This is a genomic window from Sphingopyxis sp. FD7 (assembly GCF_003609835.1).
Lineage (GTDB): Bacteria > Pseudomonadota > Alphaproteobacteria > Sphingomonadales > Sphingomonadaceae > Sphingopyxis.
The window spans coordinates 2,106,297-2,121,822 of the sequence record NZ_AP017898.1 but is presented as its reverse complement, the minus strand read 5'-3'; the positions used below and the strand labels follow the sequence as shown (position 1 = coordinate 2,121,822).

Annotated in this window: 12 protein-coding genes; 8 read left to right on the top strand and 4 right to left on the bottom strand. The window is 65.0% G+C overall.

Going from position 1 to position 15,526, the window contains the following annotated elements; translation table 11 throughout:
• Positions 1–20: 20 nt before the first annotated feature.
• Positions 21–824: an SDR family oxidoreductase gene (locus tag SPYCA_RS09980; RefSeq protein WP_120220062.1), complete on the bottom strand. Its 804-nt coding sequence runs from the start codon at positions 822–824 to the stop codon at positions 21–23.
• A gap of 109 nt (positions 825–933) precedes the next feature.
• Here SPYCA_RS09980 and SPYCA_RS09975 point away from each other — a divergent pair, with 109 nt between their 5' ends.
• From SPYCA_RS09975 to SPYCA_RS09940, 7 genes are all read left to right on the top strand, one after another.
• Positions 934–1,437 (top strand): hypothetical protein, encoded by a 504-nt coding sequence (locus tag SPYCA_RS09975; RefSeq protein WP_120222260.1) that lies wholly within the window; start codon positions 934–936, stop codon positions 1,435–1,437.
• 292 nt (positions 1,438–1,729) lie between these two features.
• Complete coding sequence (locus tag SPYCA_RS09970) at positions 1,730–1,987, top strand: hypothetical protein (RefSeq protein WP_232003259.1); 258 nt, start codon at positions 1,730–1,732, stop codon at positions 1,985–1,987.
• 111 nt (positions 1,988–2,098) lie between these two features.
• Positions 2,099–4,834, top strand: coding sequence for a preprotein translocase subunit SecA (gene secA, locus SPYCA_RS09965; RefSeq protein WP_120220059.1), 2,736 nt, complete (start codon positions 2,099–2,101; stop codon positions 4,832–4,834).
• 273 nt (positions 4,835–5,107) lie between these two features.
• On the top strand, positions 5,108–6,547 hold the full coding sequence (locus tag SPYCA_RS09955; protein WP_120222259.1) for a circularly permuted type 2 ATP-grasp protein: 1,440 nt from the start codon (positions 5,108–5,110) through the stop codon (positions 6,545–6,547).
• A gap of 199 nt (positions 6,548–6,746) precedes the next feature.
• Positions 6,747–7,688, top strand: coding sequence for an alpha-E domain-containing protein (locus SPYCA_RS09950; RefSeq protein WP_120220055.1), 942 nt, complete (start codon positions 6,747–6,749; stop codon positions 7,686–7,688).
• Positions 7,689–7,690: 2 nt separating this feature from the next.
• Entirely contained in the window at positions 7,691–8,494 is an 804-nt protein-coding gene (locus SPYCA_RS09945) for a transglutaminase family protein (protein WP_120220053.1), read from the top strand.
• A 48-nt stretch (positions 8,495–8,542) separates the two neighbouring features.
• Entirely contained in the window at positions 8,543–9,274 is a 732-nt protein-coding gene (locus tag SPYCA_RS09940; protein WP_120220051.1) for a peptidase, read from the top strand.
• 177 nt (positions 9,275–9,451) lie between these two features.
• Here the strand turns inward: SPYCA_RS09940 and acs are convergent, their stop codons facing one another.
• Positions 9,452–11,416 carry an acetate--CoA ligase gene (gene acs, locus SPYCA_RS09935; RefSeq protein ID WP_120220049.1) on the bottom strand — a complete coding sequence of 655 codons (1,965 nt, stop codon included), beginning with the start codon at positions 11,414–11,416 and terminating at the stop codon, positions 9,452–9,454.
• Between the two features lie 182 nt (positions 11,417–11,598).
• Between acs and amaB the strand changes: the two genes are divergently transcribed.
• The gene (amaB, locus tag SPYCA_RS09930; RefSeq protein WP_120220047.1) at positions 11,599–13,098 is read left to right on the top strand and encodes an L-piperidine-6-carboxylate dehydrogenase; all 1,500 of its coding nucleotides are present in this window, start codon (positions 11,599–11,601) and stop codon (positions 13,096–13,098) included.
• Between the two features lie 132 nt (positions 13,099–13,230).
• Here amaB and SPYCA_RS09925 read toward each other — a convergent pair whose 3' ends face one another.
• Positions 13,231–14,730: an acetyl-CoA acetyltransferase gene (locus SPYCA_RS09925; RefSeq protein WP_120220044.1), complete on the bottom strand. Its 1,500-nt coding sequence runs from the start codon at positions 14,728–14,730 to the stop codon at positions 13,231–13,233.
• Between the two features lies 1 nt (position 14,731).
• Entirely contained in the window at positions 14,732–15,526 is a 795-nt protein-coding gene (locus SPYCA_RS09920) for a crotonase/enoyl-CoA hydratase family protein (protein WP_120220042.1), read from the bottom strand.

The window sequence follows — 15,526 nt, the reverse complement described above, 5'->3', positions numbered from 1 at the left end:
GCATGTCGCTCCGTCCGCCGTCAATGTCCTGCCGTGCCCAGTCCGTCGACCTTCTTCGACTGGCGCGCGATCAGACCGGGGAACCAGCGGGCGAGGCGCGACAGGCGGCGCGCCATCTTGCCGACGGGCACATGCACCCGGTCGCCGTGGACCGCATCCCATGCGGCGCGCGCGACATCCTCGACGGGCGAAATCTCGAACCCGCTCGCCGACAGCCGGTTGCGCGCCGGTTCGTTGCTGTCGGCGCTGACCTGGTCGAGCAGCGGCGTGTCGATGAAGCCCGGCATCAGCGAACGCACCTTGATCCCATGCTTGGCGAACTCGATTTCGAGCGCTTCGGTGAGCCCGCGCACGGCGAATTTGGTCGCCGAATAGACGGCGAGCCCGCCGACGCCATAGAATCCCGACGCCGACCCGGTGTTGAGGATCGCCGATCCCGGCGTCGCGCGCAGAAGCGGCAGCGCCATATAGATGCCGTTGACGACGCCGCCGAAATTGATCGCGATCAGTCGGTCGGCCTCTTCGGGCGCCATGTCGATGAACTGGCCGCCCGACCCGATGCCGGCGTTGTTGAACAGCACGTCGAGGCGACCGCCGCTGGCGCGGCCGAAGTCGGCGAGCGCGGCCTTCCACTGGTCGCGATCGCGCACGTCCATGACGTGCCGCGACGCGGCGCCGTCGGCAAGCAGCGCGGCGGTTTCGTCGATCCCCTGCGCATTGACGTCGGCGATGCCGACGAACCAGCCCTGGCCCGCGAAATGACGCGCAACCGCGCGGCCGATGCCCGAACCCCCGCCGGTGATGAAAATCGCCTTCCGCGTCATCCGCTCCCTCCTGACATTTGTGTCAGTTTCACAAGATGCGAAGTTGACATGTCCGTCAAGCGGCAATCGCGGCTTGGCGGAGCGTCGCGCGGCCGGTATCAGCCTCAAGATGCTGCGCTTTCCCCTGATGCTCGCCTCGCTGTTGCTGCTCTGTTTCGCGTCGGCGCAGGCCGCGGTGACGGTCAGCTTCTACAGCCATGATTTCGGCGACCGCTTTCCGCACGCCTTCATCGTGATGAAGGGCAAGCTTGATGCGACGGGTGAGGCGGTCGATGCCAATTACGGCTTTACCGCCGTGTCGGTGAGCCCGGCGATCCTGTTCGGATCGGTGAAGGGCAAGGTCGAATCGTCGAAGCCAGACTATATCGCCAAGAGCGACCACCAGTTCGATGTCGTCGTCGACGACGCGACCTATGCGCGCATTCTGGCCAAGGTCGCCGAATGGCGCGACCGCAAGCAGCCGAGTTACAGCCTGAACAAGCGCAACTGCGTCCATTTCGTGATGGAGCTGGCCGAGGTCGTGGGGCTGAAGGTCAACCGGAAGAGCAGGTTGTTCAAGAAGCCGAAGAGTTTCTTGCAGGAGGTGAAGGAGCTGAATCCGCAATTGGGGTAATGTCCGCTAACGACCGGAAGTGGCCGTTACGATCCTCCCCCGCAGGGGGAGGGGGACCACCGAAGGTGGTGGAGGGGCACCATCGGTCGAACGCGGCCTATGCGGGCCCGTACCCCTCCACCATGCTTCGCATGGTCCCCCTCCCCCTGCGGGGGAGGACCGGAAGCTCACCACCCCAATGCGGGCATTCCGCTCACCCCTAGACGCCGTCCCGCTTTCACCCTATGTTCAGCGAACGGGGCGCAATAATTTCCGCTCCGTCACGAAAAACGAGGGGCGATTCTTGCGGTTGTTGTTGACCCTTTTGGCGTTGCTGACCGGTCTGGCGAGTGCCGACCGGGCGGTTGCCGCGCCCGCCATGCCGGCGGCGATGGGGTCGCTCGTGCTGCTCGCTGAAAGCTCGGCCAAGGTCGAGGCGGGCGACAGCGTCCGCCGCCCCGCGACCAATGCGCCGACGCGGCGCAGCGCGACGAGTTGCACCAAGCCGCGCAAGGCGGCGCCGCCGCACCTTCCCGGACTGCTCACCGGAAGCGACCGCGCGCTCGAATAGCGCTCCGTTCCTCGTCCCTGACCTGGGCGCCGCCCCGCCATGGGCGTTCTTTTTCGACATGCGCGCGTCTGTCGTCGCCGCACATCCAACTGATATTCCAAGGATATTTCCATGTTCTCCGGCCTTGCCAAGAGCCTGTTCGGCTCGTCCAATGACCGTTACGTCAATTCGATCCGCAAGATCGTCGACAAGATCAACGCCTTCGAGCCTGCGATGCAGGCGCTCGATGACGCGGGATTGCAGGCGCAGACGGCAAAGTTCCGCGAACGGCTGGCTGCGGGCGAGACGCTCGACGACCTTCTGCCCGAAGCCTTTGCCACGGTGCGCGAGGCGGCGGTGCGCACGCTGGGCATGCGCCATTTCGACGTCCAGATGATCGGCGGCGTCGTGCTTCACCGTGGCGAGATCGCGGAAATGGCGACGGGCGAGGGCAAGACGCTGATGGCGACGCTGCCCTGCTATCTGAACGCGCTCGAGGGCAAGGGCGTCCATGTCGTGACCGTCAACGACTATCTGGCGCGCCGCGACGCCGAATGGATGGGGGCCGTCTATGGCTTTCTGGGGCTGACCACCGGGGTGATCGTCCCCAATCTCAACGAGACGCAGCGGCGCGAGGCTTATAACAGCGACATCACCTATGCCACGAACAACGAGCTGGGGTTCGATTATCTGCGCGACAATATGAAGTTCGACCGCGCGCAGATGGTCCACCGCCCGTTCAATTTCGGCATCGTCGACGAGGTCGATTCGATCCTGATCGATGAAGCGCGCACGCCGCTGATCATCTCCGGCCCGACCGACGACAAGTCCGAACTCTATGTTCGCGTCAACGAGGTCGTGCTCCAGCTCACCGACGAGGATTATGAGAAGGACGAGAAGTCCAAGTCGATCAGCCTGACCGAAGAGGGCACCGAGCATGTCGAGCGGCTGCTCGAAGCCGCCGGGCTGCTCCAGGGCAGCAACCTCTATGACATCGAGAACACCCAGATCGTCCATCACGTCAACCAGGCGCTGAAGGCGATCCAGATGTTCCGCATCGACACCGACTATATCGTCAAGGACGGCAAGGTCGTCATCATCGACGAGTTCACCGGCCGGATGATGGAGGGGCGCCGCTGGTCCGACGGCCTGCACCAGGCGGTCGAGGCGAAGGAGGGCGTGCAGATCGAGCCCGAGAACCAGACGCTCGCATCGATCACTTTCCAGAATTATTTCCGCATGTATCCGAAGCTTTCGGGCATGACCGGCACCGCGGCGACCGAGGCGGCCGAGTTTTTCGACATCTACAAGATGAACGTCGTCACCATCCCGACCAACCGCCCGATCGCGCGGATCGACGAGGAAGACGAGTTCTACAAGAATATCACCGACAAGTTCGGCGCGATCGCGCGCACGATCCGCGAGGCGCAGGAGCGCGGCCAGCCGGTGCTCGTCGGCACCGTGTCGATCGAAAAGTCCGAACTGCTCTCCTCCTTCCTCGAAAAGGAAGGCGTCGCGCACAGCGTTTTGAACGCGCGCTTCCATGAAAGCGAGGCGCATATCGTCGCGCAGGCGGGGCGTCGCGGCGCGGTGACCATCGCGACCAACATGGCGGGTCGCGGCACCGACATCAAACTGGGCGGCAACGAAGAGTTCCGCATCGAGGATGAGCTCAAAGACATGCCCGCGGGCCCCGAGCGCGACGCCGCCGAGGCGCGCATCCGTGAGGAAGTCGCCGCCGAGCGCGAGGCGGTGAAGGCCGCGGGCGGGCTGTTCGTGCTCGCGACCGAGCGCCACGAAAGCCGCCGCATCGACAATCAGCTGCGCGGCCGTTCGGGGCGCCAGGGCGACCCCGGCCTGTCGAAGTTCTATCTCTGCCTCGACGATGACCTCTTGCGCATCTTTGGCCCCGACACGCTCTTCGCCAAGATGATGAACAAGAATCTGGAGGATGGCGAGGCGATCGGGTCGAAATGGCTGTCGAAGGCGATCGAGACCGCACAGAAGAAGGTCGAGGCGCGCAATTACGACATCCGCAAGCAGGTCGTCGAATACGACAATGTGATGAACGACCAGCGCAAGGTCATCTATGAACAGCGCGGCGAGATCATCGACAGCGAGACCGTCGACGAGGTGATGGCGGCGATGCGCGCCGAGACGGTCAATGCGATCGTCGCCGACGCCTGCCCGCCGGGAAGCTATCCCGAACAATGGAATGTCGAGGCGATGAAGGAGCGGGTGGCGAATATCCTGAACCTCAACCCGCCGATCGACGACTGGATGCAGGAGGACGCCGTCGATCCGGAAGTGTTCGAGGAACGGCTTCAGCAGATGGCCGATGCAACCGCGGCCGAAAAGGCGGCGCTGGTCGATGCCGAAACCTGGAAGGGGATCGAAAAGTCGATCCTGCTCCAGACGCTCGACCATCACTGGAAGGACCATCTTGCGACGCTCGACGCGCTGCGTCAGGCCATCTTCCTGCGCGCCTATGCGCAGAAACAGCCGATCAACGAATATAAGCAGGAGGCGTTCGCGCTGTTCGAGCGGATGCTGTCGAACATCCGCGAGGATGTGACGCGCACCGTCGCCCGCCTCGACCTGCGCTTCGAGGAGCCAGAGCCGCTCCCGCTTCCCGAGCTTCCCGATTTCCTGACGACGCACATCGACCCGTTCACCGGTGAGGACAACAGCGCCGACGTCGACGCGGGATCGCTGGGCGTGATCGCGAACACCCTGCCGCCGATGCAGGTGCCCAAGCACGACATCGCCAAGGGCGAGAACCCCTATGCCGCGCTGGAAATCAGCCGCAACGCGCCGTGCCCGTGCGGATCGGGGCGCAAATACAAGCATTGCCACGGGGCGATTTGATTCGGTCTTCCTTCGTCATGCCGGACTTGATCCGGCATCCATGACTGCGGCGAGGCCATGGACCCCGGATCAAGTCCGGGGTGACGAGGGAATAACCGGCCTACTCCATGAAGTTACGGCAGCGCCGGGCTTTACAAGCCCGCTTGCCAAGGCGCGGGCGCGCGATTAGCATCGCCATCATAAGCTTGGCGGCCGCGTAGCCAGACAAGCGACGCAGCAGGCAGGAAATTGGGGTCGCGCACGCCGACCAGCGCGCGCGACCGGGCCGACGGCATGTTGCGTGGAAAGGGCTGGGGCATTTCCTTTTTCGACGAGATGACGGGACAGGATGGCGCGGTCCGGGCGCCCTATCGCGACTATGCGGACTGGTTCGACCGCGAAGACGCAGCGCGCATCCAGCGCAAGGCCCAGCAGGCCGAAGCCTTTTTCCGCACCACGGGCATCACCTTCAACGTCTATGGCCAGGATGAGGCCGACGAGCGGCTGATCCCCTTCGACGTCGTCCCGCGCATCATCTCGGCGAGCGAATGGCGGCGGCTGTCGCGCGGCATCGAGCAGCGCGTGCGCGCGCTCAACGCCTTCCTTCACGACATTTATCACCGGCAGGAGATTTTGCGCGCCGGGCGCGTTCCCGTCGAACTTATCGCGCGCAACGAGGCCTTCCTGCCGATGATGATGGGCATGGACCCGCCCGGCGGCGTCTATACGCATATCAGCGGCATCGACGTCGTGCGCACCGGCGCCGACGAATTTTATGTGCTCGAGGATAATGCGCGCACGCCGTCGGGCGTCTCCTACATGCTCGAAAATCGCGAAACGATGCTCCAGATGTTTCCCGAGCTGTTCGCGAAGATTTCGGTTCGCGAGGTCGGCGATTATCCACTCAACCTTTTGAAATCGCTCGCTGCTTGCGCGCCGCCCGCCTGTGGGGGCACTCCGACGGTTGCGGTGCTGACGCCGGGCATCCACAACAGCGCCTATTTCGAGCATAGTTTCCTTGCCGACCAGATGGGCGCCGAGCTGGTTGAGGGGCATGATTTGCGCGTCGTCGATGGGCGGGTGGCGATGCGCACGACGCAGGGCTATACGCCGATCGACGTCCTCTATCGACGCGTCGACGACGACTTCCTCGACCCGCTCAATTTCCGGCCCGACTCGCTGCTCGGCGTGCCGGGCATCTGGGACGTCTATCGCGCCGGGGGGATCACCATCGCCAATGCGCCGGGCACCGGGATCGCCGACGACAAGGCGCTGTACAGCTATATGCCCGACATCATCGAGTTTTATACGGGCGAGAAGGCGTTGCTGCCCAATGTGCCGACCTGGCGCTGCTCGGAGCCGGAGCATCTGCGCGAAGTGCTCGACCGCCTGCCCGAACTGGTGGTCAAGGAAGTGCATGGGTCGGGCGGTTACGGGATGCTCGTCGGCCCGGCGGCGACGAAGAAGGCGATCGCGGCCTTCCGCGCCAAGCTGGAGGCCAATCCGCGCAATTATATCGCGCAGCCGACGTTGTCGCTGTCGACCGTGCCGATCTTTACCAAGGCGGGGCTGGCGCCGCGCCACGTCGACCTGCGCCCCTTCGTGCTGATGTCGCCGCAGGGCATTCGCATCACGCCCGGCGGGCTGACGCGCGTGGCAATGACCAGGGGATCGCTGGTGGTCAATTCGAGCCAGGGCGGCGGGACCAAGGATACGTGGGTGCTGGAGGATTGATGGGCCTGATTGTCATCCGGCGAAGCCCTTCCACTCCCCTCCCGCTTGCGGGAGGGGCAGCGAGACTTGCGAGCTTGTTCGCTAGTCGCAGCGGGGTGGGTATTCGCTTAGCGCCGCAGACCCACCCCGCTGCGGCTAGGCAGCAAGCTGCCAAGCCTCGCTACCCCTCCCGCAAGCGGGAGGGGAGGAGGGCGCGCCCATGCTAGGGAAGACCGCCGGGGCGCTTTACTGGATGGCGCGCTATCTGGAGCGCAGCGAAAACAACGCGCGGCTGATCGACGCAGGCTTTCGCATCGCGCTGACGCGGTCGAACACCGCCGCCGACGAATGGCGGTCGGTGCTGGTGACCGCGGGACAGGATTATGCGTTTCGACAGGCGCATCAGGACTATCACTCGCAGCGCGTGGTCGATTTCATGCTGCGCGATCCCGCCAATCCGTCGAGCATCCTGTCGGTGATCAAGCAGGCGCGCGACAATGCCCGCACCGCGCGCACCTATCTGACGCGCGAAGCGTGGGAGGCGGTGAATACGAGCTGGATGACGCTGGGCAGCCTGCTGAGGCGGCAGGTGCGCGAGGATGATCTGCCCGATGTGCTTGCGGCGATCCGCCAGCAGAGCGGGCTGGTGCGCGGCGCCTTTGCGGGAACGATGCTGCGCAACGACGGCTATAATTTCTCGCGCCTCGGCACCTTCCTCGAGCGCGCCGACAACACCGCGCGCATCCTCGACGTCAAATATTATCTGCTGTTGCCTTCGGTGGCACATATCGGCACCTCGATCGACAATGTGCAGTGGGAGACGATCCTGCGGTCGGTGTCGGCGCACCGCGCCTATCACTGGCTGTACGGCACCGAAATCAGCGCGCTGAAGATCGCCGAGTTTCTGATCCTTTATAAACAGATGCCGCGCAGCCTGGCCTTTTGCTGCGACAAGATGAACGACAATCTCGGCTGGCTGGCGCGCGCCTATGGGGAAGAGACCGAGGCGGTGCGGATGGGCGCGTCCATCTGCCACGACCGGTTGTCGCGCCCGATCGCGTCGATCTTTGACGGCGGCCTGCACGAATTCATCACCGACTTCCTTCGCGCCAACGCCGCGCTCGCGCGGCAGATCGAGCGCGATTACCGCTTTGTGGAGTGAAGATGCGGCTGCGCGTCGAACATATCACCCATTATCAATATGACAGCCCGGTTCGCTATGCGCTCCAGCAGCTCAAGCTGACGCCCAAGGAGCGGCCGGGGCAGCAATTGATCCATGACTGGCGGATCGAGATCGAGGGCGGCGCGCAGCAGCTTCATTACACCGACCATCATGGCAATGGCGTCGATCTCGTCGCGGTCGATGGCGGTGCGAGCGAACTCGTCATTCGCTGCACCGGCGAGGTCGAACTCATCACCTGGGACGGGGTGATCGGGTCGCACCGCGGGCCGATGCCGCTCTGGACCTTCCTGCGTCCCACACCGCTGACGCGCGCGGGGCGGGGGGTGCGGTCGCTGACCGCCGAGCTGGGCCGCGATCATGCCAATGACATCGAACGCGCGCACGCGCTGTCGGCGCTCATCCTGGACAAGCTGCCCTATCGCATTGGCGTCACCGATGCCGAGACAAGCGCCGAACAGGCACTCGGCGGCGAGGGCGGGGTGTGCCAGGACCATGCGCATATCTTCATCGCCGCGATGCGTCATCTGGGGCATCCGGCGCGCTATGTGTCGGGCTATCTGATGATGGACGACCGCACGCACCAGGATGCGACGCACGGCTGGGCGGAGGCGCATTTCGACCATATCGGCTGGATCGGCTTCGACGTCAGCAACGGCCATTCGCCCGACCGGCGCTATATCCGCGTCGCGACGGGCCTCGACTATCGGGATGCCGCGCCGGTGCGCGGGATGCGCTATGGCGCGGGGCAGGAAAATCTGGTTGTCCAGTTGCAGGTCCAGCAATAAGCGGGCGGGGACGATTCAGGGCGACCGGGGCGGGGATTACGGGACGAAATGACCTATTGCGTGGGAATGCGGCTGAACAAGGGGCTGGTGTTCATGTCGGACACGCGCACCAACGCCGGCGTCGACGATATCTCTCAGGTGCGCAAGATGCGCAGCTGGCACGTGCCGGGCGAGCGCGTCATCACCTTGATGTCGGCGGGCAATCTGGCGACGACGCAGGCGGTCGTCAGCCTGCTCGACGAGCGCACCAAGGCGCCCGAGGACCGTCATCCCTCGATCCTCGAAGCGCCGTCGATGTTTCAGGTCGCGACGATCGTTGGCGAAACGCTGCGCAGCGTCGTGATGCGTCACAGCGAGGAGGGCCCCGCGGCGGAGTCGCTGTTTCGCGCCTCGCTGATCGTCGGCGGCCAGATCAAGGGTTCGGAGCCACGGCTGTTCCTCATCTATCCCGAGGGCAATTTTATCGAGGCGGGGGAGGACAATCCCTTTTTCCAGATCGGCGAGACCAAATATGGCCGTCCGATCATCGTCAGGTCGTACGACCCCGCGATGTCGTTCGAGGATGCGGTGAAATTGCTCTGTGTCTCGTTCGATTCGACAATCCGCGCGAACGCGGGGGTCGACCTGCCGATCGACCTCAAGATCCACGAGCGCGACGATTTCACCACCGTGCGCGAGCGCCGCTTCGAGCGCGACGACCCCTATTTCCGCCGCGTGTCGGAAGGCTGGGCCGAAGCGCTGGGGATCGCGCTGGCGGAATTGCCGGACTTCCGGTTCTGATCCGGCGATAAGCTGTTCATCATTGTAGACGCCACTCCGTCATTGCGAGCGCAGCGAAGCAATCTCCAGCTATCGTCCGGATGCTACGCAAGCTGGAGATTGCTTCGCTGCGCTCGCAATGACGCCTAAGAACGCGAGCGTCATGATTGCCGATCAAGCCCCAAATGCGAAATTGACTTACCTGTTCTGTCGCCCCTCGATCAGCCCGTCGACCAGGCTCGGGTCGGCGAGCGTCGAGGTGTCGCCCAGCGAAGCAAAGTCGTTTTCGGCGATCTTGCGCAAAATACGGCGCATGATCTTGCCGCTCCGCGTCTTGGGCAGGGCGGGGGTCAGGTGGATATGGTCGGGGGTTGCGATCGGGCCGATTTCCTTGCGGACCTGCTGCTTGAGCGCCGCGACGATGGCGTCGGTGGGTTCGACCCCGGCGTTCAGGGTGACATAGGCGTAAATGCCCTGGCCCTTGATGTCGTGCGGGAAGCCGACGACCGCGGCTTCCGCGACATCCTCGTGCAGCACGAGCGCGCTTTCGACCTCGGCGGTGCCCATGCGGTGCCCCGACACGTTGATGACGTCGTCCACGCGCCCGGTGATGCGCCAATAGCCGTCACCGTCGCGGCGGCAGCCGTCGCCGGTGAAATATTTGCCCTTGTAGGTCGAGAAATAGGTGTCGGCGAAGCGGGTGTGATCGCCGTAGATCGTCCGCGCCTGCCCCGGCCAGCTGTGGGTGATGCAGAGATTGCCCTCGGCTGCGCCGCCGGTCTGTTCGCACGCCAGGGTCTTGCCGTCGGCATCGACGAGTTCGGGACGGATACCAAAGAAGGGCTTGCCCGCGCTCCCCGGTTGCATCGCGTGCGCGCCGGGCAGGGTGGTGATCATGATGCCGCCGGTCTCGGTCTGCCACCAGGTATCGATCACCGGCACGCGGCCCTTGCCAACGACCTGATGATACCAGCGCCATGCCTCGGGGTTGATCGGTTCGCCGACGCTGCCGAGCAGGCGAAGCGTCGAGAGGTTATGCCGCGTCACATAATCGTCACCCTCGCGCATCAGCGCGCGGATCGCGGTCGGCGCGGTGTAGAGGATGTTGACCCGATGCTTGTCGACGACCTGCCAGAAGCGGTCGTGGTCGGGATAGTTCGGCACCCCCTCGAACATCAAGGTCGTCGCGCCATTCTGGAGCGGGCCATAAACGACATAGCTGTGTCCCGTGACCCAGCCGATGTCGGCGGTGCACCAGAAAATCTCAAGCGCGCGATAATCGAAGCCATAATAGAAGGTGCTGGCGGTCCACACGCTATAGCCGCCGACGGTATGAAGCACCCCCTTGGGCTTGCCCGTCGATCCCGATGTGTAGAGGATGAACAGCGGGTCTTCCGCGTTCATCGGCTCGCATGGGCATTCGTCGCCGACATCGGCCGACAACGCGTCGTACCAATGGTCGCGGCCTTCCTTCATCGCGACGTCGCCGCCGGTGTGCGCGATGACGAGCACGGCTTTGACATCGACGCGCTCGATCGCCTTGTCGACATTGGCCTTCAAGGGAACGGTCTTGCCGCCACGCAGCCCCTCGTCGGCGCAGATCACCCAGTCGCTGCCGCAATCCTCGATGCGGCCGAGGATCGCCTCGGGCGAAAAGCCGCCGAAGACGACGCTGTGCACCGCGCCGATGCGCGCGCAGGCGAGCATCGCCACCGCGCCTTCGGGGATCATCGGCATATAGATGGTGACGCGGTCGCCCTTCTGAACGCCCAGCTTCTTCAGCGTGTTCGCAAAACGCACGACGTCGGCGAGCAGCGCGGCATAGCTGATGTGCCGCGTCTCGCCGTCGGGCGCGTCGGGTTCAAAGATGATCGCGGTGCGGTCGCCATGTCCCGCGGCGACATGGCGGTCGATGGCATTGTGGCAGAGGTTGAGGACGCCGTCTTCAAACCATTTGATGTCGACGGGATCGAACGACCAGTTCGCGATTCTGGTCGGCGGGGTGATCCAGTCGATGCGCTTCGCCTGTTCGGCCCAGAAACTATCGGGATCCTCGACGCTCTGCCGATAGAGCCGGTCGTAATCGGCGGCGGTGCAATGCGTGTTCGCGGCGGCGTCGGCGGGGACGGGGACAAGGGGCTCTGACGGCGGCAGTTCGGACACGTTGGACTCTCCTTTATTCGCTCCCCTTAGCCGCTCGCATCGAGCGAAGTCGAGATGCCCATTCTTCGCGCGCGCCTTCGGCGCGTCGCCACGCTTCGATATGCTCGGCACATGCTTCGCTCGACACGAACGGGGCAAGGGGATTAGAGGGCGGCGCAATGACGAGAGCGAAAGGATAAGCAATGGCCGGGATCGGCGATGATGTCGGGCGGTTGCTCGACGGGCTGGGGGTGGACCGCGCTCTGTGGACCGACGGGTCGATGCCGTCGCTCACGCCGCTGACCGGCGAGCAGGTGGCGATGGTGCGGGTCGCCGACGCGGCGGCGATCGACGCGACGCTGGACAAGGCGACCGCGGCCTTTCGCGCGTGGCGCCACGTCCCCGCCCCGCGCCGAGGCGAACTCGTCCGGCTGTTCGGCGAGGAACTGCGCGCAGCGAAGGACGATCTGGCGCGGCTGGTGACGATCGAGGCGGGCAAGATCCCCTCCGAGGGCGCGGGCGAGGTGCAGGAGATGATCGACATCTGCGATTTCGCGGTCGGTCTCTCGCGGCAATTATACGGCCTGACGATCGCGACCGAGCGGCCGGGGCACCGGATGATGGAGGTGTGGCATCCGCTGGGTGTTGTCGGCGTGATTTCGGCGTTCAACTTTCCGGTGGCGGTGTGGGCATGGAATGCGGCGCTGGCGTTGGTGTGCGGCAACAGCGTGGTGTGGAAACCGTCGGAAAAGACGCCGCTGACGGCCTTGGCGACGCAGGCGATTTTCGAGCGGGCGGCGGCGCGGTTCGGCGACGCGCCCGAAGGCCTGTCGCAACTTTTGATCGGCGGGCGCGAGGCGGGCGAGGCGCTGGTCGACGACGCGCGCGTGGCGCTGGTCTCGGCGACCGGATCGACGCGGATGGGCCGCGCGGTCGCACCGCGCCTCGCGCAGCGTTTTGCGCGCGCGATCCTCGAACTCGGCGGCAACAATGGCGTGATCGTCGCGCCCTCGGCCGACCTCGACCTCGCGCTGCGCGGCGTGGCCTTCGGCGCGATGGGGACGGCGGGGCAGCGCTGCACGACGACGCGGCGGCTGTTCGTCCACGACAGCATTTATGACGGCTTTATCGCGCGGTTGAAGGCGGCCTATGCCAGCGTCGGCGTCGGCAATCCGCTGGAAGGCGACGTGCTCGTGGGACCGCTGATCGACCGCGCAGCTTATGATGCCATGCAGGCGGCGCTGGCGGCTGCGAAAGCGGCAGGCGGCGTGGTGCATGGCGGCGCGCGCGTGGGCGAGGGAGCGAGCTACTATGTCCGCCCCGCGCTTGTCGAGATGCCGGGACAGGTCGGGCCGGTGCTGGAGGAGACGTTTGCGCCGATTCTCTATGTGATGCGCTACGACGAACTCGACGCCGCGATCCGGCTGCACAATGATGTCGCCGCGGGGTTGTCGTCGGCGATCTTCACCACCGACATGCGCGAAGCCGAACGCTTCCTGGCGCTAAGCGATTGCGGCATCGCCAACGTCAATCTGGGCACGAGCGGCGCCGAGATCGGCGGGGCGTTCGGCGGCGAGAAGGAGACCGGCGGCGGGCGCGAGAGCGGGTCGGATTCCTGGCGTCAATATATGCGGCGCGCGACGAATACGGTGAATTATTCGGATGCGCTGCCGCTGGCGCAGGGGGTTTCGTTCGAGATTTAGCGATCCTCCCCGGAACGGGGAGGGGGACCATGCGAAGCATGGTGGAGGGGCACGTGCAGTCGAGCGTGGTGTATGCGGGCCTGTACCCCTCCACCACCCTTCGGGTGGTCCCCCTCCCCCGTTGGGGGAGGATCAGACCCCCCGCCACCCGAACCCCTCTTCAAGCTGCACCACCTGCCCTTCGGTCCCCACCGGCTCCCGCGTTCCGTCGGTCAAAAACGCCAGCATCGCGGCATCGCCCACATCGACATGCGCCAGCGTGCGCTGTCCATCGGGTGTCCGCGCCACCACCACGCCCGCCTTCGGCGCGCCGTCGCGGCCGTAAAAGACCGTATAGCTTTCGATCGTCGCCACCCCCGCATAATCCTCCACGAGGTCGGGCACCGGGCCGCGCTTGGCTTCGGCTTCGGCCTGATAGTCGAAATCCTGCGGGAAGCTTGCCGCCGCGATCGGCTGGCTGCCCAACACAATGCAATGATTGTCGGTCGCGAAGCCGCCATTGGCGAAGAGGAAGCCATAGCGGCCTTCACGGCGCAGTTTTTCGACCATCGAGACGATTGCATGGCTCATATAATTGGCGATCGGCCCGCCGCCGAAGGTCAGCCCGCCGAATACCGTCGCGGAGCGATCGCATGGCCAACCGAGGATGCGCCGCGCCATCTTGGGCACGCAGGGGAAGCAGCTGTAGAGTTCGACGCAGTCGAAATCGTCGACGGTCATGCCATTGAGCGCGAGCGTGCGCGTGATCGACACCTCCATGCTGACGCTGTGATCGTAGCGGTCGCGGTGGAGGATAGTCGGTGGTTCTTTCGCCGCGGCACCCATGCCGACATGGATGAGGCGGTCCTCGGCGATGCCGCGACGCCGCGCTTCGGCGAGGCTGGCGACGATAAAGCCTGCGCCCTGATTCACCGACGAGTTCGCGACCATCAGCTTTGAGTAAGGAAAGGCGATCGGGCGGTTGCGTTCGTTGACGTCGAGAATGTCGTCGGGCGAAGCGGATTTGCGAATCCACGCGCCGTCGTTCGCGGCGGCGACCTCGGAAAAACGCGACCAGATTTCGGCGCTCTCGAGCTGCGCGTCGGCGAGGCTTTGCCCCCACGCGGCGCGGGTCGCATTTTCGTAGAGCGGATAGACATCGACCGGTGCGGCAAGGCCATGTTTCTGGGCATAGTCGGGCTCGCGGCGTGTCGCGACCTTGCGAATTGCATTATAGCTTTTGTCCTCGCCGCTTGCGGCCTTGGCGGCGCGCCCGGCGGCGGTGCGCAGCGCCTCGCCGCCGACGATGGCCGCAAGTCTGACCTCGCCCGCGCCGATGCGGTTCGCGGCCTCGTTGAGCAGGCGGACGGGCGTGTCGCCGTGCGGCGCGGCGGACTGATAGTTGATCGCGGGGTTGGCGCCGATGGCTTGGGCAAGGGGTTCGCACAGCTTGCCGAGGTGGTGAAAGCTGATCTGGTCGACGATCGCGAGGCTGTCGATGTCGGCGAGCGGCACGCCCGCGTCTTCGGCCGCAATCTTGAGCGCGGCGACCATCAGTCCGAGCGAATCCAGGCCGTCGTCGGGATCGGCGGGGCGGTCGTTGACCTGTCCGACGCCGATGATGACGGGAATGCGTTCGGGATCAGTGGTCATGTCAACGCGCTTTCCACTCGGGCTTGCGCTTTTCCGCAAAGGCGCGCGGGCCCTCGCGCGCATCTTCGCTGCGCATCAGCGCGCTGCGCTCGAGCGTGTTATGCTCCCAATAGGGCGCGTCCGCCGCAATCCGCCCGTCCTGGATGCCGAGCGCGACGCGCTTCGATGCCTGCACCGCCAGCGGGGCGTTGGCGGCGATCTTTTCGGCGAGCGCAATCGCCGTGGGCATCAGCTCGGCGAGCGGGACGACATGATTGACCAGCCCATATTCGGCGGCGCGCGCGGCGGGGATCGGGTCGCCGGTCAGCATATATTCCATCGCGAGCTTGCGCGGGATTTGCTGCGCGAGGCGGAAGGCGCCGCCCGCCGCCGCGAACAGCCCGACCTTGACCTCGGGCAGCCCGAATTGCGCGTGGGTTGCGGCAATGATGATGTCGCTCATCAGCGCGATCTCGCACCCGCCGCCAAAGGCAAAGCCATTGACAGCGGCGATGATCGGTTTGGAGATGGGGTGCGCCACCATGCCCGCAAAGCCCCATGCCTGCTGCGCCGGGTCGTCGGGATAAAGGCTTTCGCCGCGCGACAGGGCGACGAGGTCGGCGCCCGCACAAAAGGCCTTGTCGCCCGCGCCGGTGATGATGAGGGCGCGGATTTCGGGATCGTTTTCGGCGGTTTCGAGCGCCGTGCCGAGTCCGACATGGACGGCGGCGTTGACCGCGTTGCGCGCCTCGGGGCGGTTGATCGTCACGATCAATATGTGACCCTGGCGTTCGGTGAGGATGGTGGTGTCGGTCAT